The 21,162-nt window shown below is 65.0% G+C and carries 21 protein-coding genes and 1 riboswitch; of the genes, 4 read left to right on the top strand and 17 right to left on the bottom strand.

Annotation, left to right across the window (positions count from 1 at the left end):
* Positions 1 to 17 precede the first annotated feature (17 nt).
* The 9 genes from MRBLST15_RS16900 to MRBLST15_RS16860 form a co-directional block, all read right to left on the bottom strand.
* Positions 18 to 1,790 carry a DUF885 domain-containing protein gene (locus MRBLST15_RS16900; RefSeq protein ID WP_367786920.1) on the bottom strand — a complete coding sequence of 591 codons (1,773 nt, stop codon included), beginning with the start codon at positions 1,788 to 1,790 and terminating at the stop codon, positions 18 to 20.
* A gap of 268 nt (positions 1,791 to 2,058) precedes the next feature.
* Positions 2,059 to 2,406 carry a lipid-A-disaccharide synthase N-terminal domain-containing protein gene (locus MRBLST15_RS16895; RefSeq protein WP_025878793.1) on the bottom strand — a complete coding sequence of 116 codons (348 nt, stop codon included), beginning with the start codon at positions 2,404 to 2,406 and terminating at the stop codon, positions 2,059 to 2,061.
* Positions 2,406 to 3,128 (bottom strand): glycosyltransferase family 2 protein, encoded by a 723-nt coding sequence (locus MRBLST15_RS16890; RefSeq protein ID WP_180164907.1) that lies wholly within the window; start codon positions 3,126 to 3,128, stop codon positions 2,406 to 2,408. Before MRBLST15_RS16890 ends, MRBLST15_RS16895 begins: the two co-directional genes overlap by 1 nt.
* Before the next feature lie 90 nt (positions 3,129 to 3,218).
* On the bottom strand, positions 3,219 to 4,184 hold the full coding sequence (locus MRBLST15_RS16885; RefSeq protein ID WP_367786917.1) for an NAD-dependent epimerase/dehydratase family protein: 966 nt from the start codon (positions 4,182 to 4,184) through the stop codon (positions 3,219 to 3,221).
* A gap of 64 nt (positions 4,185 to 4,248) precedes the next feature.
* Complete coding sequence (locus tag MRBLST15_RS16880) at positions 4,249 to 4,974, bottom strand: suppressor of fused domain protein (protein ID WP_265951013.1); 726 nt, start codon at positions 4,972 to 4,974, stop codon at positions 4,249 to 4,251.
* A 144-nt stretch (positions 4,975 to 5,118) separates the two neighbouring features.
* Positions 5,119 to 6,042 carry a ParB/RepB/Spo0J family partition protein gene (locus MRBLST15_RS16875; RefSeq protein ID WP_025878789.1) on the bottom strand — a complete coding sequence of 308 codons (924 nt, stop codon included), beginning with the start codon at positions 6,040 to 6,042 and terminating at the stop codon, positions 5,119 to 5,121.
* The gene (locus MRBLST15_RS16870) at positions 6,042 to 6,839 is read right to left on the bottom strand and encodes a ParA family protein (protein ID WP_032976776.1); all 798 of its coding nucleotides are present in this window, start codon (positions 6,837 to 6,839) and stop codon (positions 6,042 to 6,044) included. The genes MRBLST15_RS16875 and MRBLST15_RS16870 overlap by 1 nt, the downstream gene beginning before the upstream one ends.
* A gap of 112 nt (positions 6,840 to 6,951) precedes the next feature.
* Complete coding sequence (gene rsmG, locus MRBLST15_RS16865) at positions 6,952 to 7,590, bottom strand: 16S rRNA (guanine(527)-N(7))-methyltransferase RsmG (RefSeq protein WP_100461976.1); 639 nt, start codon at positions 7,588 to 7,590, stop codon at positions 6,952 to 6,954.
* 39 nt (positions 7,591 to 7,629) lie between these two features.
* Positions 7,630 to 8,229, bottom strand: coding sequence for a 4'-phosphopantetheinyl transferase family protein (locus tag MRBLST15_RS16860; RefSeq protein WP_117311762.1), 600 nt, complete (start codon positions 8,227 to 8,229; stop codon positions 7,630 to 7,632).
* 84 nt (positions 8,230 to 8,313) lie between these two features.
* Between MRBLST15_RS16860 and MRBLST15_RS16855 the strand changes: the two genes are divergently transcribed.
* Positions 8,314 to 8,565, top strand: a complete 252-nt coding sequence (locus tag MRBLST15_RS16855; RefSeq protein WP_025878785.1) for a GlsB/YeaQ/YmgE family stress response membrane protein — start codon at positions 8,314 to 8,316, stop codon at positions 8,563 to 8,565.
* Positions 8,566 to 8,637: 72 nt separating this feature from the next.
* On the opposite strand, the gene xth is transcribed toward MRBLST15_RS16855, so the two are convergent.
* The 4 genes from xth to MRBLST15_RS16835 form a co-directional block, all read right to left on the bottom strand.
* Positions 8,638 to 9,405: an exodeoxyribonuclease III gene (gene xth / locus MRBLST15_RS16850; RefSeq protein WP_265951016.1), complete on the bottom strand. Its 768-nt coding sequence runs from the start codon at positions 9,403 to 9,405 to the stop codon at positions 8,638 to 8,640.
* Positions 9,406 to 9,550: 145 nt separating this feature from the next.
* A complete protein-coding gene (locus MRBLST15_RS16845; protein ID WP_367786914.1) occupies positions 9,551 to 10,960 on the bottom strand; it encodes a coniferyl aldehyde dehydrogenase in 1,410 nt (469 codons plus the stop codon).
* 124 nt (positions 10,961 to 11,084) lie between these two features.
* On the bottom strand, positions 11,085 to 11,627 hold the full coding sequence (locus MRBLST15_RS16840) for a DUF3304 domain-containing protein (protein WP_367786912.1): 543 nt from the start codon (positions 11,625 to 11,627) through the stop codon (positions 11,085 to 11,087).
* Between the two features lie 54 nt (positions 11,628 to 11,681).
* Positions 11,682 to 12,299, bottom strand: a complete 618-nt coding sequence (locus MRBLST15_RS16835) for a hypothetical protein (RefSeq protein WP_367786910.1) — start codon at positions 12,297 to 12,299, stop codon at positions 11,682 to 11,684.
* Between the two features lie 282 nt (positions 12,300 to 12,581).
* On the opposite strand from MRBLST15_RS16835, the gene MRBLST15_RS16830 reads away from it, so the two are divergent.
* Positions 12,582 to 13,247 carry a hypothetical protein gene (locus tag MRBLST15_RS16830; protein ID WP_367786908.1) on the top strand — a complete coding sequence of 222 codons (666 nt, stop codon included), beginning with the start codon at positions 12,582 to 12,584 and terminating at the stop codon, positions 13,245 to 13,247.
* A 126-nt stretch (positions 13,248 to 13,373) separates the two neighbouring features.
* Here the strand turns inward: MRBLST15_RS16830 and MRBLST15_RS16825 are convergent, their stop codons facing one another.
* Positions 13,374 to 15,029 carry an MFS transporter gene (locus tag MRBLST15_RS16825; RefSeq protein WP_100461973.1) on the bottom strand — a complete coding sequence of 552 codons (1,656 nt, stop codon included), beginning with the start codon at positions 15,027 to 15,029 and terminating at the stop codon, positions 13,374 to 13,376.
* Between the two features lie 111 nt (positions 15,030 to 15,140).
* Positions 15,141 to 16,562 carry a DcaP family trimeric outer membrane transporter gene (locus MRBLST15_RS16820; protein ID WP_367786906.1) on the bottom strand — a complete coding sequence of 474 codons (1,422 nt, stop codon included), beginning with the start codon at positions 16,560 to 16,562 and terminating at the stop codon, positions 15,141 to 15,143.
* Between the two features lie 245 nt (positions 16,563 to 16,807).
* On the opposite strand from MRBLST15_RS16820, the gene acs reads away from it, so the two are divergent.
* Positions 16,808 to 18,751: an acetate--CoA ligase gene (acs, locus tag MRBLST15_RS16815; RefSeq protein WP_100554030.1), complete on the top strand. Its 1,944-nt coding sequence runs from the start codon at positions 16,808 to 16,810 to the stop codon at positions 18,749 to 18,751.
* Between the two features lie 81 nt (positions 18,752 to 18,832).
* Positions 18,833 to 19,498: a response regulator transcription factor gene (locus tag MRBLST15_RS16810; protein ID WP_006477308.1), complete on the top strand. Its 666-nt coding sequence runs from the start codon at positions 18,833 to 18,835 to the stop codon at positions 19,496 to 19,498.
* A gap of 147 nt (positions 19,499 to 19,645) precedes the next feature.
* Here the strand turns inward: MRBLST15_RS16810 and MRBLST15_RS16805 are convergent, their stop codons facing one another.
* Positions 19,646 to 20,101, bottom strand: a complete 456-nt coding sequence (locus MRBLST15_RS16805) for an REP-associated tyrosine transposase (protein ID WP_367786902.1) — start codon at positions 20,099 to 20,101, stop codon at positions 19,646 to 19,648.
* A gap of 147 nt (positions 20,102 to 20,248) precedes the next feature.
* On the bottom strand, positions 20,249 to 20,824 hold the full coding sequence (locus MRBLST15_RS16800; RefSeq protein ID WP_230111190.1) for a manganese efflux pump MntP family protein: 576 nt from the start codon (positions 20,822 to 20,824) through the stop codon (positions 20,249 to 20,251).
* A gap of 88 nt (positions 20,825 to 20,912) precedes the next feature.
* Positions 20,913 to 21,002, bottom strand: a riboswitch (yybP-ykoY riboswitch).
* Between the last annotated feature and the right edge of the window lie 160 nt (positions 21,003 to 21,162).

Genomic DNA, 21,162 nt, shown 5'->3' with positions numbered 1-21,162 from the left:
ACCCGACCACACAGCGGTCAGGCCTTCTTGCGTTCGGCGATGTATGCCTGGATCTGCTGCTCCAGCACCGGCAACGGCACCGAGCCCTGCTTCAGCAACGTGTCGTGGAAGCCTTTGATGTCGAACTTGTCACCCAGTTCTTTCTCGGCCTGCGCACGCAGGCGCACGATGGCGATCTCGCCGAGCTTGTAGCTCAGCGCCTGCCCCGGCCAGGAAATGTAGCGGTCCACTTCGGTGGTCACTTCGTGCTCGCTCAGCGCCGTGTGGTCACGCAGGTAGGCCAGCGCCTGCTCGCGGCTCCAGCCCTTGCTGTGCACGCCGGTGTCGATCACCAGGCGCGTGGCACGCCACATCTCGTAGGTCAGGCGACCGAAATCCTCGTACGGGGTTTCGTAGATGCCCATTTCCACACCCAGCTTCTCGCAGTACAGCGCCCAGCCTTCGCCATAGGCGGAAATGTACGCATTGCGGCGGAACTCCGGCAGGTTCTTCTGCTCGGCGGCGATGGCGCCCTGCAGCGCGTGGCCCGGATCGGATTCGTGCAGGGTCAACGCTGGCAGGTTGTACAGCGGGCGCGACGGCAGGTTGTAGGTGTTGAGCCAATAGGTGCCCATGCCACCGCGGCCGGCGGTCCAGAACGGCGCGATGTCCGGCGGCACCGGCACGATGGTGAAGCGCGCGCGCGGCAATGTCATGTACTTGCCGAGCTGGCCATCGGCGCGCTTGGAGATCCATGCGGCACGCGACAGCAGTTCTTCCGGCGTCCTGGCATAGAACTGCGGGTCGGTACGCAGGAAGGTCAGGAACTCGGCGAAGCTGCCCTTGAACTTCACCTGCTTGATGATGTCGTTCATTTCCTTCTGGATGCGTGCCACTTCATCCAGGCCGATGCGGTGGATCTCGTCCGGCGACAGGTCCAGCGTGGTGTATTCGTGGATCTGCTGCTTGTAGTACGCCTTGCCGTCGGGCATCGCTTCAGCGGCCAAGGTGGTACGCGCCTGCGGCACGTACTCATTGACGAAGAACGTGCGCAGCTGCTGGAACGCCGGCACCACCTTGCCGCTGATCGCCGCGCGGGCTTGTGCCTGCAGCTTGGCCTGCTCGGCAGCCGGGACGGTGTTGGGCAGCTTCTTGAACGGCGCGTACAGCGGCGATTCGGTCGGATCCTTCAGTTCGGCGACGGTGGCGATGGACACCTCGCGGCCATCGAGCACCGCACGCGGCACGCTGAAGCCGCGCTTCAGGCCGGCGCGCATGTTGTCCGTCTGCTGGTCGAAGTAGCGCGGCACATCATTCAGGCGCGCGATGTAGTTCTGGTAGTCCTGCACGGTCTTCATCTCGCGCCGGGCCATGAAGGACAGGTTGGACCAGAACGAGGAGTCGGCGTTGAACGGCATCTCGTAGCCGCGCAGGCGCACTTCTTCGGCCAGGTTGAACACCTGGTCGCGGTAGATCGCGTAGTTGACCTGGTTGTCGGGCGACAGGGTCTTCGGGTCGATCTTCTTCAGCGCGGCCAGGGTCTCGTCCCATACCTTCAGGCGCGCCTGCTGCGCGGCCGCGCCGACGTCGGGCATGCGGGTGGCGTTGGCCGGGGCGTCTTCGTCCTCGCTGGCCTCGCCGCCGCCGTCCTGGCGCCACTTCCATTCCTTCTCGTACAGCGCGCGGAAGGCGGCGTCGGCGGGCGATTCGGTGGCCACGCTGGCCGGCGCGGTGGCGGTGGGCGGTGCGGCCAGGGCCACGGCAGGGGCAGACAGGGCGATCAGCAGGGCTACGGCAAGACGGGTTTTCACGAGCACAGGTTCCCGGGAAGGCAGACCCCGATCATGGCACCCCGCACCGCGCATGGCATGGGACGAAGGTCCTGCCTGCAACGCAGGCAGGGCCGGGAACCGGCCGCAGGCCGGGCCCCCAGCGCCGAAGGCGCGCGGTAGCGCGGGGCCATGCCCCGCGAGCGCGCAGCGCGGCCGACGTTGGCCGCCATCCCGCAGCCGCCGGGCATGGCCCGGCGCTACTGATGCACAGCGGTGGTGCCGACCAAGGTCGGCGTCTACCAGAGCTTCAGTGGCTGGCCTTGTCGCGCTTCCAGCCGCGGTGCTTGATGTCCAGCTGCAGGCTGTACAACGCGGTGAACGCCGGGAACAGGTTCTGCAGTACGCCCACCGAGTCCTGCTTGGCCGAGAACAGGAAGTAGCTCAGCGTCATCAGGCTGCCGACCACGCTCATGTACCAGAACAGGCGCGGGATCACCGGCTTGCCGGCGCGCTTGGAGGCGACGAACTGGACCAGCCAGCGGCCGCCAAACATCAGCGCGCCGGTGTAGCCGATCAGCTTCCAACCGGTCACATGCAGGCCGGTCCAGTACAGCCAGGTCAGCGGCTGGTCCAGCCAGTGAAGCTCCAGATCCATCAACGCTCCTCCACCGCGGTGCGCTTGCTGCGGGTGATCAGCCATGCCACGCCGCGCAGGTCGCGGATGCCGACCAGCGCGCGGCCGAGATTGTTGTACTTGGAAACGCCGGCAGTGCGGTGGCGATGGTTGACCGGCACGCTGACGGTCTTCCAGCCGGCGCGCTGCATCAGGGCCGGCAGGTAGCGATGCATGTGATCGAAGTACGGCAGATCGAGGAAGGCGTTGCGCTCGAACAGTTTGATGCCGCAGCCGGTATCGGGGGTGTCATCGCGCAGCATGCGCGCGCGGATGGCGTTGGCCCACTTGCTGGCCCAGCGCTTGCTGCCGCTGTCCTGGCGGTTGACGCGCCAGCCGGCGAACAGCTTCACCTGGGCATCGGCGGCACCACGGGCCTGCAGCAGCTTGGGGATGTCGGCCGGATCGTTCTGGCCATCACCGTCCAGGGTGGCGATCCACGGTGCACGCGCGTGCTTGACGCCGGTACGTACCGCGGTGCTCTGCCCGCTCTGCGAGACGTGGTGCAGCACCCGCAGCTCCGGCGTGGTGGCCTTCAGGCCCTGCAGCACGGCCAAGGTGTCATCGCGCGAATGATCGTCGATGTAGACGATTTCGAACGGCAACCGGCCGCGCAAAGCAGCGGTGATTTCGGCCACCAGGGGCGCGACGTTGTCGCGCTCGTTGAATACTGGGACGACGACGGACAGCTCGGGTTGGCTCATGGGGGGACTCGGCCAAGGAGGGACAAAGACCGCGCATTTTCCGACGCCGAGGTTATCCGAAGATGAATCCGGCAGTGTGAGGATGCGTTCTCACGCGCGGTCAGCAAAATACTCGCGGCACCACTGCACCACCGGCGGCAGGCCCTGTTCGATGGGCATGACCGGTTCGTAGCCAAATGCGTCATGTGCGCGCCGGGTATCGGCCATCGTGCGTACCATGTCGCCCGGCTGCATCGGCTTGTAGACCTTCTGCGCGGGGCGACCAGCGGCCTGCTCGATCACGCCGATGAAGCGCTCCAGCTCGACCGGCGTGTGGTTGCCGAGGTTGAACACCCGGTGCGGCACCGGACCATCTGCCGGGTGCGCGAGGGCGCCGAGAATACCGGCAACGATGTCGGAGACATGTGTGAAGTCGCGCTGCATGCGGCCTTCGTTGAACACATCGATCGAACGACCGGCCAGCACCGCGCGCGAGAACAGCAGCGGCGCCATGTCCGGCCGGCCCCACGGGCCGTAGACGGTGAAGAAGCGCAGGCCGGTGGCGTGCAGGCCATACAACTGCGCGTAGGTGTAGGCCATCAGTTCATTGGCCGCCTTGGTTGCGGCGTACAGCGAACGCGGCTGGTCCACGCGCTGGTCTTCGGAGAACGGTGGCGTAGCCGAATCGCCGTACACCGAGCTGCTGGATGCATACACCAGATGCTGCACGCCACGGTGGCGGCACAGTTCGAGCATGTTGACGAAGCCGACCAGGTTGCTGTCGACGTAGGCGTGTGGGTTTTCCAGCGAATAGCGCACGCCGGCCTGCGCGGCCAGGTGGATCACCGCCGTCGGCTGTATCTCGTCGAACAGCGCGGCCAAGCCGTCGCGGTCGGTCAGGTCCAACGTGCGCAGATCCAGCGCCGGGCACAACGCGGCCACGCGGTCGCGCTTGATCTGCGGGTCGTAGTAATCGTTGAAGTTGTCCAGGCCGACCACCGACTGGCCCGCATCAAGCAGGGCACGGGCGGTGTAGGCGCCGATGAAGCCGGCTGCGCCGGTAAGCAGGATGGTCATTGCGGTGGGCCTGGAATTCAGCGGTCGATTCAGCGGTTACGGGGTCTGATGGTACGCGCAGGGCCTAGAACAGGCCGAAACGCTTCTTGGCCACATTGGTGCGTCCGGGCTGGATGACATCCTGGATGTTCTTCGCATCGAAGCGGTCCAGCAGGGTTTCCGAATCCTTCTTCAGCTTCAGGTCCATCTCTTCCGGGTACAGCGGCACGATCGCCATGAACTCGATGGTCGTGCCGTCTTCCAGCGCCAACGTGCCGAAGTCGTCCGGGGTGGTGACCGGCGGCAGCACGATGGCGCCATCGAATCCTACGCCCGGTGCATAGGGCTCGGACGGATGGCCGTTGGGAATGGTGTGGCCGAAGCCCAGCCAGGTGTCGTACTCATGCGGCAACCGCGCCAGGGTCTTCAACAGACGCACCGGCCAATAGTTGCGTTCATCCTTGAAGGCGTCATCGCTGATCGGCCAATCCGCCGGCAGGGTCACCATCAGTTCCATATGCCGGGGGGCGTCCACCTCATCGGGCACGGACATCGGCAGATCGCTCATGCCCGATGTCACCAACCGCAGGTACGGGCACGCGTCGGTGGCCGGCACCACATGCACGTCGATGTGCACGATATCGGAGATGATTTCGTGGAAGACACCGGAGATCGGGCCCAGATGGCGCTCGATGTGCGCGCTGATCGCCTCGATGTGTTCTTCGCCGTGGGCCGGGGTGAAGTCCTTCTCGCGGCTGTGCACGAGAATCGGGCTGCCGCCCGGGCTGACGTCGTCGATTTCAATGGTCATGTCCTGCTCCCTGGATGAGCCACGGGGCGGAGCGGGCCCACCCGCGGGTGGACGATACGACCTCCGGCACGCGCGGCGGTGCGTTCCCTGCAATCGACGGAGCACGACAGGAACAGGCCGTGCGCCCATGAAACTGCGCCGGGGTCAGCCCTGGCGCGTGCGCAGCCGCTCCAGCACGCCATCGAGCGTGTCCAGGTTGGCGTAATGGATGATCAGCTTGCCCTTGCCACCGCGGCCATGGTTGATCGCAACGGAGGTGCCCAGCACTTCGGACAGCTCGGTTTCCAGCGAGGCGATATCGGCCTGCTGCACCTTGGCCACCGGCTGCGGACGGTTGCTCGGCACCTTGCCGGCGGCGAACGCCTGCGCACGACGCTCGACCTCGCGCACCGACCAGCCCTCATCGGCCGCTTCCTGGGCCAGCTTGCTGGCCAGTTCCGGGGCCAGGGTCAGCAGCGCGCGGGCGTGCCCCATCTCCAGCCGACGCGTTTCCAGCAGCAGGCGGATGGCGATCGGCAGCTCCAGCAGGCGCAGCAGGTTGGACACCGCCGCGCGCGAGCGGCCAACGGCCTCGGCGGCCTCGGCATGGGTCAGGGTGAATTCGCTGATGAGGCGCTGCAGTGCTTCGGCTTCTTCCAGCGGGTTGAGGTCTTCGCGCTGGATGTTCTCGATCAGCGCCATCGCGATGACGGTGCGGTCTTCCAGCTCGCGCACCACCACCGGCACTTCGTCGAGGCCAGCCAGCTGCGAGGCGCGCCAGCGGCGTTCACCGGCGACGATTTCGAAGTTGCCTGCCGGCAGCTGGCGCACCAGGATCGGCTGGATCACGCCCTGCGACTTGATCGAGTCGGCCAGTTCGGACAGCTTGCCCTGGTCCATTTCGCGACGCGGCTGGTACTTGCCCGGCTGCAGCTGGCCTACCGGCAGCTTGCGCAGCACTTCACCGGGCAGCGGCTCGATCACCGCCGTGCTGGCCTGCACCTGGCTGACCGCGCCCTTGGGCCCCAGCAGGGCGTCCAGGCCGCGGCCGAGGCCACGCTTCTTGGCTGCAGGCTTGCTGCTGGTCATCAGACGGTCTCCACGGCCTTGCTGGCCTTGTTGCGTTCGTTGTTGCGGCGGATGATCTCGCCGGCCAGGCCGAGGTAGGCCACGCCGCCACGCGAAGCACGATCGTAGCCGACGATGCTCTGGCCATGGCTGGGCGCCTCGGCCAGGCGCACGTTGCGCGGCACGATGGTGCGGAACACGCGGTCACCGAAATGCTCGGTCAGCTCGGCCGACACGGCGTTGGCCAGGTTGTTGCGCACATCGAACATGGTGCGCAGCACGCCTTCGATCTCCAGCGCCGGGTTGAGGTTGGCACGCAGCGCTTCGATGGTTTCCACCAGCGCGCTCAGGCCTTCCAGCGCGTAGTACTCGCACTGCATCGGCACGATCACCGAATCGGCGGCGGCCAGGGCGTTGAGGGTCAGCAGCGAGAGCGCCGGCGGGCAGTCGATCAGGATGTAGTCGTACTCGTCGCGGATCGGCGCCAGCGCGCGCTTCAGGCGCTGCTCGCGCTCGCTCTGCGCCATCAGCTGGATCTCGGCCGCGGTCAGGTCGATGTTGCCCGGCAGCAGGTCGTAGCCTTCGGCGGTCTGCACGCGCACGTCGGCAGCGCTGGACTCGCCCAGCAGCAGATCGTAGGTGGAGGAGACCAGCTCGCGCTTGTCCACGCCACTGCCCATGGTCGCGTTGCCCTGGGAATCCAGGTCGACCAACAGCACGCGCTTGGGTGCGTTGGCCAGGGAAGCGGCCAGGTTGACGGCGGTCGTGGTCTTGCCGACGCCACCCTTCTGGTTGGCGATGGCGATGATGCGGGCCATGCGGGTGTGCCTCGTCGACGTGTGCTGGGACCGGTCATTATGCGTACAACCGGGCCCGTGCGGAAATCGTGGATCGCCAACCGCTTGTTCCAAAAGGGGGTGGCGGCGGGGTTCAGGGGCCTGTGACAGTAACCAGATGGCGTTCGCCGGCCAGGCCGGGCACGCTCAGCGGGACCACCTCGCGCACCTGCCAACCGGCCGGCAGCGCTGCGATCTCCTCATGCGGGTAGACGCCCTTCATGGCCAGCAGCACGCCACCGGGGCGCAGCAGGTGGCCACCGACGCGGACGATGCCGGCCAGGGTGTCCATCGCGCGCGCGGTCAGCTGATCGTAGCTGCCCGGCTCGTCCAGCGCTTCGGCGCGCGACTCGGCCACGCGGGCATTGCCCAGGCCCAGCTGGCGCACGGCCTCGCGCATGAAGCGGGCCTTCTTGCCGTTGCTTTCCACCAGGGTGACCTGCAGGCCCGGGCAGGCGATCGCCAGCGGGATGCCCGGCAACCCGGGGCCGGTACCGAGGTCGGCCAGGCTGCCATCGGCCACGAACGGCTGCATCGCCAGCGAATCAAGCAGATGGCGGGTGACCATTTCCTGCGGATCGCGGATGGCGGTGAGGTTGTAGGTGCCGTTCCAGCGGTGCAGCAACGCCAGGTAGCGCAGCAGCGGCGGGGCCAGCTCGGCGGCCAGGCCCATGCTGGCCAGGCCCTGCTGCAGCGTGGACGCTACGCCGGCGGGAAGATCGTGTTCGCTCATGCCGACATTATCGCCGGTTTTCACTGCAGATTCGGCGATTCACTGCGGATACCAGGCCAATGCGGCACGGAACTGGCCACTGGCCTGCCACTCGTGCAGGTGCCAGCGCGCGGCCTCGCCCAGTTCCGGGTCGCACCAGCGCAGGTGCAGCGCGCCATCGGCGGCCGGGGCCAGCTGCAGGCGGTGCAGGCCAAAGGAAATGCCCTGCCCGTGCGCCTTCAGCATGGCTTCCTTGGCGCACCACACGCGGAAGAACCAATGCTCGCGGTCGGCCTCGTCCAAGCCTTGCAGCCAAGCCACTTCGTCGGGATGAAAGAAGCGCTGGATGATTTCCAGCATGCGCGGGCGCGGCCGCAGCAGTTCCAGGTCCACGCCCAGCCGCACGCCCTCGCCCAGCGCCACCAGCAGGACCTCGCCGCTGTGGCTCCAGCCGGTGCCGTAGTGGGCGAGCGCGCCACTCAGTTCCGGCCGGCCCTTGTCGTCGCGCACCAGCGGCAGCGCATCCGGCTCGCCGCCCAGTGCCTGTGCCAGCACCTGCCGGGCCTGCGGCTCACCGCGCTGGCCGGGCACGTGCGGGCAGCGCCACACGGTGACCGGGCCAAACCGCCAGGGGCCCTCAAGGGTGGCTGGCAGGCTCATCCGCACGCGGCCATCACGGGATTGCACAGCGGGTTCACGGCACTGCGCGTCAACTGGACACGGTTATCCACCGGAGAGTCGATCATGGGAATCATCATCTGGCTGATCGTCGGCGGCATCGTCGGCTGGCTGGCAAGCATCATCATGAAGCGCGATGGCCAGCAGGGCATCATCCTCAACATCGTGGTGGGCATCGTTGGCGCACTGATTTCCGGCTGGCTGTTCGGCGGCGGCATCAATGAAGCGATCACCCTGCGCACGTTCCTGTTCTCGCTGATCGGCGCGGTGATCCTGCTGGCGATCGTCAATCTGTTCACCCGCAAGAGCATACGCTGACGCAGCGATAGTGCCGGCCGCTGGCCGGCAGATGCATCGCAACGGGCCCGGCCATCGCCGGGCCTCGTTGTTTCAGCCCAGCTGCACCCACGCCGGTGCATGGTCGCTGGGACGTTCCCAGGTACGCGGCTCACGGTCGATGCCCGAGGCCACCGCACTGCCCTTCAGTGCATCGGAGACCAGGGTCAGGTCGATGCGCAGGCCGAGGTTGCGGCGGAAACCGGCCGCCCGGTAATCCCACCAGCTGAAGGTGCCGGCCTCATCGTTGTGCAGGCGGAAGCCATCGTGCAGGCCCAGCTGCAGCAGCTTGTTCAGTGCGCCGCGCTCGGCAGTGGACGTCAGGATGTGGTTGTCGTTCCACACCTCCGGGTCATGCACGTCGCGCGCATCGGGGGCAATGTTGAAGTCGCCCATCACGATCAGCTTCGGATGCCGCTGCAGTTCTTCGGCGATCCACGCGTGCACCGCCTCCAGCCAGCGCAGCTTGTACTCGTACTTGTCGGTGCCGATGTCCTGGCCGTTGACCACGTACAGGTTGATCACCCGCAGGTCGCCGAAGGTGCCGGCGATGACCCGCTTCTGCTCGTCCTCGAAGCCGGGGATGCCGATCTGCACGTCCTGCGCCGGCTCGCGCGACACCAGCGCCACACCGTTGTAGGTCTTCTGGCCAGCGAACACGCTGCGGTAACCGGCGGCGACCAGCGCCGAGTCCGGGAACTTGTGGTCCTCCAGCTTGGTTTCCTGGATGCCGACGATGTCCGGGCCGAAGTCCTTGAGCCACTGCTCCAGGTGCGGCAGGCGGACATTGAGCGAATTGACGTTCCACGAGGCGATCTTCATGGGGGCATTCTAACCGGGTGGCCGGGATGGGGTCGGCCCGACTTCCCGTGTAGAGCCGAGCCCACGCTCGGCTGCTTCTGCCTGGACCAGCCAAGAGCAGCCGCGCGTGGGCTCGGCTCTACGGGAATGCGTCACCGGAATGGCTTCACCGCAACAGCAACCTCAACAACCCGGCAATCTTCGAATACGGTGGCCGCAACCGGTCACTGGCCGCCCAGCGCGACTGCCACAGCACCGGCAACAGCTTGCTCATGGCATCGAACCCGGCCTGCCCGTGATACGCGCCCATGCCACTGGCGCCCACTCCGCCGAACGGCAAACCATCGGCGGCAAAATGCAGCAACGTGTCATTGACCGTCACCCCACCGGCCACCACCTGGCCGAGGATGCGCTCCACCGTGGCCGTGTCATGGCTGAAGGGATACAGCGCCAGCGGCCGGTCGCGGGCCACGATGTCGGCCAGCGCCGCATCCAGGTCCGTATAGGCGCGCACCGGCAGGATCGGGCCGAAGATCTCCTCGCGCATCAGGTCCAGGTCATCCGGTGGGTCCAGCACCACGGTCGGCACCAACAGCCGCTCGCGATCGGCGCGCGCGTCATCCAACTGCGCCAGCGGAATCACCGGCACCCCGCGTTCCCGGGCCTGCGCCAGATAGCCCTGCAGGCGCCGGTACTGGCCTTCATTGATGATCCGCGTGTAGTCACCCGCATCACTGAAATCACCATAACGCTCGCGTACCTGCTGCTGCAGCGCCTGCACGAATTCGCGCTGGCGCACGCTGTCGATCAGCACGTAATCCGGCGCGATGCAGGTCTGGCCGGCGTTGAACCACTTGCCGGTGGCCAGCCGCGCCGCGGCTTTGTCCAATGGAAAATCGCGGCAGACGATGGCGGGCGACTTGCCCCCCAGCTCCAGCGTCAGTGGCACCAGATGTTCCGCCGCCGCCGCCATCACCTTGCGGCCGACCGCGGTGGAACCGGTGAATACGAGATGGTCCAGCGGCAGCGCGGACACTGCCGCCGCCACGTCCGCCCCACCCTGCACCACCGCCACGCGATCAGGCGGGAACACGCTGGCCAGCAGATCGGCCAGGAACGCGCTGGTGCGCGGTGTGTGCTCGGAAGGCTTCAGCAGCACATGGTTGCCAGCGGCAATCGCGGTGGCCAGCGGCGCCAACGCCAGCGTGACCGGGTAGTTCCAGGGCGAGATCACCCCAACCACACCCAGCGGCGTCGGCCGCAGCTGCGCGCGGGCTGGCCACAGCTTCCAGCCTGCAGACGCATGACGCGGCTTCGACCAGCGTCGCAGGTGGCGGCGCAGGTGATCGATGGCCGACAGCACGCTCATGCCATCGGCTATTTTCGATTCAACGTGGGCGCGGTGGCCGAAGTCCTCGGCAATGGCCGCAGCCATTTCGTCCATGCGCTCCTTCAGCGCCTCGCGCAGACGGCGCAGGTCGGCTTCGCGCTGGTCGAGCGAGGGACGCTGGGTCTGCCAGGCACTGCGCAGGGTATGCAGGATGGCGGGAAGGTCGGCTGGGGCGATGGTGGTCATGGGCCGATTGTAGGGTCGAGCCGTGCTCGGCTCGCATGCCAACCTTCACGCCGTGGCACGGGGTCTCATTCGGATACCTCCCAACCGCCTTGCATGCGTTTACCCCCGCATGCAAACCCGTCCATCAATACGCCTTCTGCTGGTCGGTACGTTGTGCCGGGCAAGACTGCGGTTCTGGCAACTCAAGCGGAATCTTGATCGGGTACTCGGGGCTGCCGTAGGCGTAACAGGAGGTAGTGACCTGAATGTCATCACAGGGCAGGAAATGCACGGTGATGCCGCAGACGTCCTGGCCGGTGTAGTCCGGGACAGGGGCGACTTTGCTATGCCTGCGCTTTTGCGCGAGGATTTTTTCTCTCCAAGCCTCAAACTTCAGCCGATCTCCAAATCCAGGAAAGTCAATTGTGCTTCCAGCACCCGTTTCCCAGTCAACCCGTACCGTCAGGCCTGGATACCAGTGTTCTGGTGCGCCGTAACAGCACCCACCACCTCCGCCTTGATATGGACCAATTATGTCAACGGCTGAACGGCCATCGACACTGAACCGGTTGATTGCCCAATGGGTGTGGTTGACGCCATAGATCGCACTGGCATCCACAGCGTAGGCAGACAAGAGCAGAGGTGGGCCAGCAATTAATGCCAGCAGCACGGACTTCAAATCAAACATTACTGAAACTCCAGAATGTACAGCCCTCATTTCTTGTCCGAGGGCACCAATGCCCTACTCAGGTGCAAACTTCCGCCTCCAGTCACGCAGCATCTCGACCTCCCGCGCTATCACCGCTGATTCTGCTGCGGGCGCGTCGGAGAACTCTTCGCCCGACATTGGAATCCTCTTCAGGGGGACATTCCGATCGCCTGCGAAGAAGTGGGGCGTAAAGCAGTAGGGCTCATCGCCCGATTCCTTGGGCTGCTTCACCAACGTCGCAAAGATCGCATTCATCGGCATGCTCGGTTTGGCGACTGAACACCACGGATGCGACGAGACGATGTCCTGAATCCGCACGCCAGCCCGACGGAACTCCGTGGCACTGAAGATCTTTCCGAGAGAAACGCGATGTACCCGATAGGTGTCGACTTCCGGTTGCGCCTCGACAAGCCATCCTGAGTTGTCATGCGATGTGCAATTGCAATCGCAGGTCACCAGCGTTGCGTTTGGTACGGCGTTGTTCCAGGACAGCCAGACCTTCTCTGTCTTGCAAAGTTGTTTGATCACGGGCGATCTTTCCTCGACTCGCCGGCTTCCCTGCGGTGTCGCACCGTCGGCAGCTACATGCGTTTCTGCGCCGGCCGCTGACGCTGAGACAGTGATGATCGCCGCCAGAAGTGCGCTGCGCATGCCCCGATCCGATTCGATGAATCACCCATGCTATGGGACGCACTGACGAACAAAGGGAGTTCGGGCCATTTGCGTCAGAAGTTGGCAGTTCTTGCTAGAAGTCCCCGTCTTCCGTGTGGCTGGATACGTCATCCCGCACCGGTACGATCAAATACTGGGCTGATATGTAGATTCGTACATGTTTCATTGCCGCACGACGTCATCGCGCTGAAGGTAGTGTCCCACCTCCAATAGCATGCGTAGATGCGACGCGTATTTGCATTTCTGACCGGATGTCTTCTCATGGCCGGAGCTTCCGATGCCAGCGAGCAGTCCATGGATGCCGCGGCAATCGGCCTGAACGTCGAGCACGAACACATCCCATTGGTGGGCGACAGCCTGGCTGCCGTCGTCGGCGAGCTCGAGGGCGATGCCACACCTGGTGCCAGTATAGGCAGGGTGCTCGAGATACTTGCAGAGAGACTCGAACGTACGACCTGCCATGTACAGCCCCCCGTCAATGACAGCTCACGTTCGTCCGGCGTGACCTGCGGTGGACCCGATGTAGACAGCCTCTTCCCGTACTACACCGCCTTGCGGCAGGCGAGCACACCGGCGGAGCATGATCGGTACGGCCGTCGCTTCCTGGACGCCTATGCGACGTTGCTCAAGGATGCTCCGGATGTCGCCCTCACGCGACCAAGCAAGGATGAAGCGGCAGATGGCTTGTTGCATGTGCTCTTTCCGTTCGAGGCCTGGGACAAAAAGCTGAATATCCCAAGCCATCAGGTGCACTTCCCGTTTGTTCCTGTGTGCAACCTCCTTGTTGCTAGCGCTGCGCGCTGTCCGGGAGCCGACCAGTTGCGTAGAGAAATCGGGCAGGCAGGCGATGAGAGTGAACAGCGCTTGTTGTGCATCAGTGAATTCTCGAGGCTACAGTTTGAGCTGAGCGATGGATGCTCGGAGTAGCAGATTCTGCGGTTGGGGTCAGAGCCCTTTCGCATGCGAAAGGGATCCGACCCCGGTCGCCACCCCACAAACAGAAAGGCCGCGGTCTGCACCGCGGCCTTTCCTTCATGCAATGAAAACCACTGGTTACTTGGTGATGTCCACGTTCTTCGTCTCGCGCAGGAACAGGCCACCCACCACCACCGACATCAGCGCGATGATGATCGGGTACCACAGGCCGTAGTACAGGTTGCCGGTACCGGCCACCAGCGCGAAGGAGATCGCCGGCAGGAAGCCACCGAACCAGCCGTTGCCGATGTGGTACGGCAGCGACATCGAGGTGTAGCGGATGCGGGTCGGGAACAGTTCGACCAGGTAGGCGGCGATCGGGCCGTAGACCATGGTCACGTACAGCACCAGCAGCCACAGCATGAAGATCGTGCCGGCGATGTTGATGCGCGAGCCATCAGCCTTGGCCGGGTAACCCGCGGTGACCAGTGCGCCCTTCAGCTCGGCGCCGAACGCATCGGCCTTGGCCTTGCCTTCTTCCTTGGTCAGGCCGGCGGCCTCATACGAGGTCACGCTGGCGCTGCCCACGTTGACCATCGCCAGCGAGCCGGCGGCGGCGGGCTGCACGTCATACGGCACACCGGCCTTGGTCAGCGCAGCGGTAGCCACATCGCAGGAGCTGGTGAACTTGCGCAGGCCGACCGGATCGAACTGGAATGAGCAGGTGTTCGGATCGGCCACGACCAGCGCCGGCGAGCTGCTGCGGGCTTCTTCGATGGCCGGATTGGCGAAGTGGGTCAGGCCCTTGAAGATCGGGATGTAGGTGACGGCGGCCAGCAGGCAGCCGGCGAGGATGATCTTCTTGCGGCCGATTCGGTCGGACAGCCAGCCGAAGAAGATGAAGAACGGCACGCCCAGTGCAAGCGCGGCGGCGATCAGCAGGTAGGAGGTGGTGGCATCGACCTTCAGCATGCTGCTGAGGAAGAACAGCGCGTAGAACTGGCCGCCATACCAGACCACCGCCTGGCCTGCGGCAGCACCGAGCAGCACCAGCAGCATCAGCTTCAGGTTGCCGCCCTTCAGGCTGTCACGGAACGGCGTCTTGGAACCCTTGCCCTCCGACTTCATCTGCTGGAACAGCGGCGACTCGCTCAGCTGCAGGCGGATCCACACCGACACGCCCAGCAGCACGATCGAGACCAGGAACGGAATGCGCCAGCCCCAGGCTTCGAAGGCTTCGTTGCCGAGGAAATAGCGGCAGGCCAGGATGATCAGCAGCGACATGAACAGGCCGAGCGTGGCCGTGCACTGGATGAAGCTGGTGTACAGGCCACGCTTGTCGTCCGGCGCATGCTCGGCCACGTAGGTGGCAGCACCACCGTACTCACCGCCCATCGCCAGGCCCTGGGCCAGGCGCAGGATGATCAGGATCACCGGCGCGGCGAACCCGATCGAGGCGTAGTTGGGCAGCACACCGACCAGGAAGGTCGAGATGCCCATGATCAGGATGGTGACCAGGAAGGTGTACTTGCGGCCGATACGATCGCCGAGGCTGCCGAAGAAGGCCGCGCCGAACGGTCGCACGAAGAAGCCGGCCGCGAAGGCCAGCAGGGCGAAGATCATGCCCGTGGTTTCATTGACGCCACTGAAGAACTGCTTGGCGATGATCGCCGCAAGCGAGCCATACAGGAAGAAGTCGTACCACTCGAAAACGGTGCCCAGGCTGGACGCGAAGATGACCTTCTTGTGTCCCTGGGTAAGTTGGGCTTTCGCCGGTGCGGGTGTTGTGGACATGGGACGCTTTCCCTCTGTAGGTGCCGACCTTGGTCGGCACGCAGTCTAGGTAGATACCGACCATGGTCGGCACTCAATCTCGGCAGGTGCCGACCGTTGGTCGGCACTCAATCAGAAGCTGTATTTCGTAGTGAACTGCAGACGGGTGATGTCGCCCTTGTTGCCGTTCTCGACCTCGCGCTTGCCGTACATCAGCTCGGCACCGACATCGACCTTGGGCAGCGGCGAGTAGAAGATGTTGCCGCGGATGCTCTGCACGCTCTTGGTCACCAGCGGTCCAAGGATGCTGTCGTTGTCGTAGTCGCTGCGCGCGTAGATCAGGTTGGTGCGCAGCTTCGGCGAGAACGCATGGCGCCAACCGACGTAGCCGGCGATCACACCGGTCGGGTTGAGCTCGTCGCGGGCCACGTCATAGGCCGAATCAGCAGTGATGCCCAGGCCGATGTAGCGGGCGATGCCCTCGCCACCGGTGAACTGGTAGTGCAGCGAATCGCTGTCACCCATCACCCACTTGCCGCCCAGGGTCAGGCCACCGGCCACCTTGTCGGCCTTGGCACCGGTGGTCTGGTTGTCGACCTTCAGCTGACGGACGATACCGCCCACACCGAAGGTGCCCCAGTCACCCTTCCAGCCATAACGCAGGGTCAGGTCCGGCAGGCTGCCGCGATCGGAGTTGGCGCTGGCATTGGTCCAGGCGCCGGTGACCGGATTGCGCGTACCGGTGAGGGTGGTGGTTTCCGGATTCTCCAGCGCGACGCTGAAGCCGCCCTTGGTGTAGCGAACCTGGGCCTGGCGCACGAAGATCACGCCATCGGTCGGGCCGACGAAGTCGACCGCTTCCGGCAGCGATGCCGCATCCATGAAGTTCGACCAGGTCTGGCCGGCCATCCAGTTGTTCCAGTACATGTACGCATGGCGCAGGGTCACGCCATAGGTGTTGGTGGCAGTCTGGTTGCCCAGCGAATTGCCGAAGAAATCCATCTCGAAGAACGCGCCGGCCTTGTTGCCCGATTCGCTGACGTTGTCGATGCCCAGGTTGAAGCGCGAGAACTTGGCGTGAGCGTTGTAGTCCACGTCCGAGCGCTTGCCGCTGCCGCCGGCACCTTCCACCGGGGTCTGCCCGGGCAGGTACAGCGCGCGGCCGGTGGCATCGTCGGCCAGCTGGCCATCGCTGGTCTGGGTGGCCAGGAAATCGGCCTTGATGAAGCCGCCGATCTTGACCGTGGTGCCCGGCGCCGCGCCGGGGGTGATGGTGGTGACCTGGATCGGCTGCTTGCCCGCAGGCACCGCCGGCTTCTGTTCGGCCTGCAGCGTGCGGACGTCGGTGACCGCCTGCTGGGTCTGCACGATCTGGGTCTGTTGCTGCTGTTGCGACGCCAGCAGCGCCTGCACCTGCCGCTCCAGTTCGGCGACGCGTGACTCCAGTGCCTTCTCTTTGGCGGTCTCGGCGAACGCCATGCCCGGTGCGACCAGGGCGACCAACAGGCAGGCCGCCAAAGGTTTGCGCACGGCTTTCAACGTACGGTGGCTCATGTTGCCCTCTCTCCCAAGTGGCAAGGTGATGCCGCGCGTGGGGCACGGTCGAGCCGAGACTGCGGGGCGTTTACACGCACCGGCTATTGGCCATTGGTCGAACCCGGGCCTGCAGGGGCCCGACTTTCGACCAAGGTCTAACCGAAGTGGTGACGCGACCGGGGGTGGATGGGGCAAACTGAGGGGGAACGGCTGCTGCAATGCTGCGGCTGCACACACAAAGTCAACGTGCAAGTGAGGGTGCCATGGCTGATCTCTACCCCGTCGATCCGCAGTTCGCCGCCAAGGCGCGTATCGACAAGAACTCCTATGAACAGCAGTACCAGGCCTCGGTGTCCGATCCGGATGCGTTCTGGGGCAAGGCCGCCGAGCGGCTGGACTGGTCGCGCAAGCCGACCAGGATCAAGAACGTCAGCTACGACCTGGCCGACTTCCACATCAAGTGGTTCGAAGATGGCGAGCTCAACGCCAGCGTGAACTGCCTGGACCGTCAGCTGGAAAAGCGTGGCGACAAGACCGCCCTGCTGTTCGAGCCGGACAGCCCGGATGCGCCGGCCCAGCACGTGACCTATCGCGAGCTGTACGAACGCACCTGCCGTCTCGGCAACGCGCTGCGCAACCTCGGCGTCAAGAAGGGCGACCGGGTCACCATCTACCTGCCGATGATCGTCGACGCTGCCGTGGCCATGCTGGCCTGCGCGCGCATCGGCGCGATCCACTCGGTGGTGTTCGGTGGCTTCGCACCGAACTCGATCGCCGACCGTGTCAGCGACTGCCAGAGCAAGCTGATCATCACCGCCGATGAAGGCCTGCGTGGTGGCCGGAAGATTCCGCTGAAGGCCAACGTCGATGCGGCGCTGAAGCTGCCCGGCACCAATACCGTGGAAACCGTGCTGGTGGTGCGCCACACCGGCGGCGCGGTGGACATGCAGGCCCCACGCGACCGCTGGTTCCATGATGTGGTCGACAGCCAGCCGGCCAGCTGCGAACCGGAACCGATGAACGCCGAGGATCCGCTGTTCATCCTCTACACCTCCGGTTCCACCGGCAAGCCGAAGGGCGTGCTGCACACCACCGCCGGTTACCTGCTGTACGCGGCCTACACCCATGAAGCGGTGTTCGACCTGCGCGAGGACGACATCTACTGGTGCACCGCCGACGTCGGCTGGGTCACCGGCCACAGCTACATCGTGTACGGCCCTCTGGCCAACGGCGCGACCTCGCTGATGTTCGAGGGCGTACCGAACTACCCCGATACCTCGCGCTTCTGGAACGTGATCGACAAGCACAAGGTGTCGATCTTCTACACCGCCCCCACCGCCATCCGCGCGTTGATGCGCGAAGGCGAGGAGCCGGTGAAGAAGACCTCGCGCGCGTCGCTGCGCCTGCTTGGCAGCGTCGGCGAACCGATCAATCCGGAAGCCTGGCGCTGGTACTACGAAGTGGTCGGCGACAGCCGCTGCCCGATCGTCGATACCTGGTGGCAGACCGAGACCGGCGGCATCCTGATCTCGCCGCTGGCCGGTGCGATGGATCTGAAACCGGGTTCGGCCACCCTGCCCTTCTTCGGCGTGCAGCCGGCCCTGGTCAACGCCGATGGCGAGATCAAGGACGGCCCGACCGAAGGCAACCTGATCATCCGTGATTCCTGGCCGGGCCAGATGCGCACGGTGTACGGCGACCACCAGCGCTTCATCGACACCTATTTCCGCACCTACCCGGGCAGCTACTTCACCGGTGACGGCTGCCGCCGCGACGAAGACGGCTACTACTGGATCACCGGCCGCGTGGACGATGTGATCAACGTATCCGGCCACCGCATCGGCACCGCCGAAGTGGAAAGCGCGCTGGTCTCGCATCCGAAGGTGGCCGAGGCCGCGGTGGTCGGCTTCCCGCACGACGTGAAGGGCCAGGGCATCTATGCCTACGTCACCCTGGTGGCCGAGGAAGCGCCCAGCGACGAGCTGCAGAAGGAACTGGTCGCCTGGGTGCGCAAGGAAATCGGCCCGATCGCTACGCCGGACCATCTGCAGTGGGCGCCGGGCCTGCCGAAGACCCGCTCGGGCAAGATCATGCGCCGCATCCTGCGCAAGATCGCCGAGAACGCGCCGGACCAGCTGGGCGACACCTCGACCCTGGCCGATCCGTCGGTCGTGGCCTCGCTGGTGGACGAACGCAAGGTGCGTTGATGTGCTACCCCGGGTCGGATCCCTTTCCACAAGGAAAGGGCTCTGACCCCATCTGCTTTCCCCCCACGGTTCCCCCCGACCATGACCACCCTCCTGATTGCCGATGACCATCCGTTGTTCCGCGAAGCCCTGCGGGGTGCCGTGCAGCGGGTCATTCCGGGCGTTCAACTGTTCGAGGCCGACAGCGTGGAAGCGTTGTATGCACTGGCCGACCAGCACAACGACGCCGACCTGGTCCTGATGGATCTCAACATGCCGGGCGCACAGGGCTTCAACGCGCTGGTGCACATGCGCTCGCTGCATCCGCACCTGCCGGTGGTGGTGGTCTCCGCACGCGAAGAAGCCACGGTGATGCGACGCGCGCTCGACCACGGCGCGCTGGGCTTCATCCCGAAATCGGCCGACTCGGACACCATCGGCCATGCGCTCGGCACCATCCTCGATGGCGAGACCTGGGCGCCGCCGGAAGCGCACAACGTGCCGCCGACCGGCAGCGAAGAACGCGAAGTCGGCCAGCGCCTGCGCGAGCTGACCCCGCAGCAGTTCCGCGTGCTGCAGATGCTCGGCGCGGGCCGCTTGAACAAGCAGATCGCCTACGACCTCAACGTCTCCGAAGCAACGATCAAGGCGCACGTCACCGCGATCCTGCGCAAGCTGGGCGTGACCAACCGCACCCAGGCGGTGCTGATGGCCGGCAAGCTGGCCATCGACGACGACGCCATCGTGCTGCCGCCGGAAGAAGACTGATCGTGACGAACGTCAGAGCCGAGCATGGGCTCGGCTCTACAGGCTTCATGATGCATTTGTAGAGCCGAGCCCATGCTCGGCTACGGGCTTCATGATGCATTTGTAGAGCCGAGCCCATGCTCGGCTGCTCTTCCTCCGAGTACCGAATCAGCCCAGCAAGGGCCATCGACTCCAGGCATACGGGTACTCCCCAATGCACGTAGCCAGTCCAGCGCGCACCGGATTGGCCGCAATGTAGGTCGCCTGCGTGCGCAGACATTCATCGCTGCGCAGTGCATGATCGTAGTACCCCGGCTGCCAGATCGGCGCGTTGGCATCAACGCGCCTGCCGACGGACCTTCCACTCCTGGACTTCAGGATCTGCATGCAGCCAGCGAGCGTGCCGGTACGTAGTTCGAACAGCCAATGCAGATGATCCGGCATGACCACCCAGGCGAGGGATAAGGTCCGACCGGTCCGCTCAACGGTGCGCAATGCCTCTATCAACAGCTCAACGTTGGCCTTGTCACTGAACCAGGGGCGACGCGCATGCGTCACCGTGGTAAGCGCATAGACATTGCCGGCATGCGACCAGCGACCATAACGGAGTGCGGGACTGGCCATACGGGAAGACTACGGCGCAGCAGAGGATCTCTACAGCAGCGAAATGCTGCGCTGCATGTCAGTCATTGCCCCAATGTAGAGCCGAGCCCATGCTCGGCTGCTTCAGACGTCAGCCGAGCATGGGCTCGGCTCTACAGGTATCCCTGCTTACGCGACACCGTGCAGGTGTTCATACAGGATCGTCGCACCGATGATCACCAGGATCACGCCACCGATGATTTCGGCGCGCTTGCCGACCATGCTGCCGAGCACGCGGCCCAGCATGATGCCTGCGGTGACCATGGTCAGCGTGCACAGGCCGATGACTGCGGCCATCACCCCGATATGCACGTCCATGAAGGCCAGGCCGATGCCCACCGCCATCGCATCGATGCTGGTGGCGAATCCGGTCAGTGCGAGTTTCCAGAAACCATGGTGCTGCGAAGGATCTTCATCGTCCTCGCCGTTATCCGGACGCAGGCCGTTGTAGATCATGTGGATGCCCAGCGCGCCGAGCAGGCCGAAGGCGATCCAATGGTCGAACGCCTCCACGTACTGCAGAGCGGCACGGCCAAGCAGCCAACCGATGATGGGCGTGATCGCCTCGATGACGCCGAAGATGATGCCGGCGCGCAGCGCATCACGGAACACCGGCTTGCGCATGGCTGCACCCTTGCCGATCGCAGCGGCGAAGGCATCGGTGGACATGGCAAAGCCGATCAGGAGGATCGAAAGGGGGGACATTGGCGGCTGCTGAGGTCGGGCAAGGACGGACGCACGGCCTGCGCTCGCGCCCAACCTGACGTTGCGCGCGCGGGCCGCTGGTCTCGCCAACCATCATGGTTGTCCACGCCACGGCGCACTGGCCGAGTATGTTGACGTGGACGATTCCTGCGCAGGAATCCGGCTACTCCCCAAGGGGACGCGAAGCTTAGCACCGCGATCCGCGCGTGGCGCATTTCCAGCGAAACGCGCAGGCAGGGCTGGTTTTTATAGCGAAGGCTATATATGAGCCGCGCTTCGCGCAGGGAGTTCGAGCAACCAGGATTTTGTAGAGCCGAGCCGATGCTCGGCTGCTCTCC

It is taken from the genome of Stenotrophomonas sp. LST15-1-1.1, assembly GCF_040815575.1.
Taxonomy (GTDB): domain Bacteria; phylum Pseudomonadota; class Gammaproteobacteria; order Xanthomonadales; family Xanthomonadaceae; genus Stenotrophomonas; species Stenotrophomonas lactitubi_B.
The sequence above is the reverse complement of the archived record's forward strand: the minus strand, read 5'-3'. Positions and strand labels throughout refer to the sequence as shown.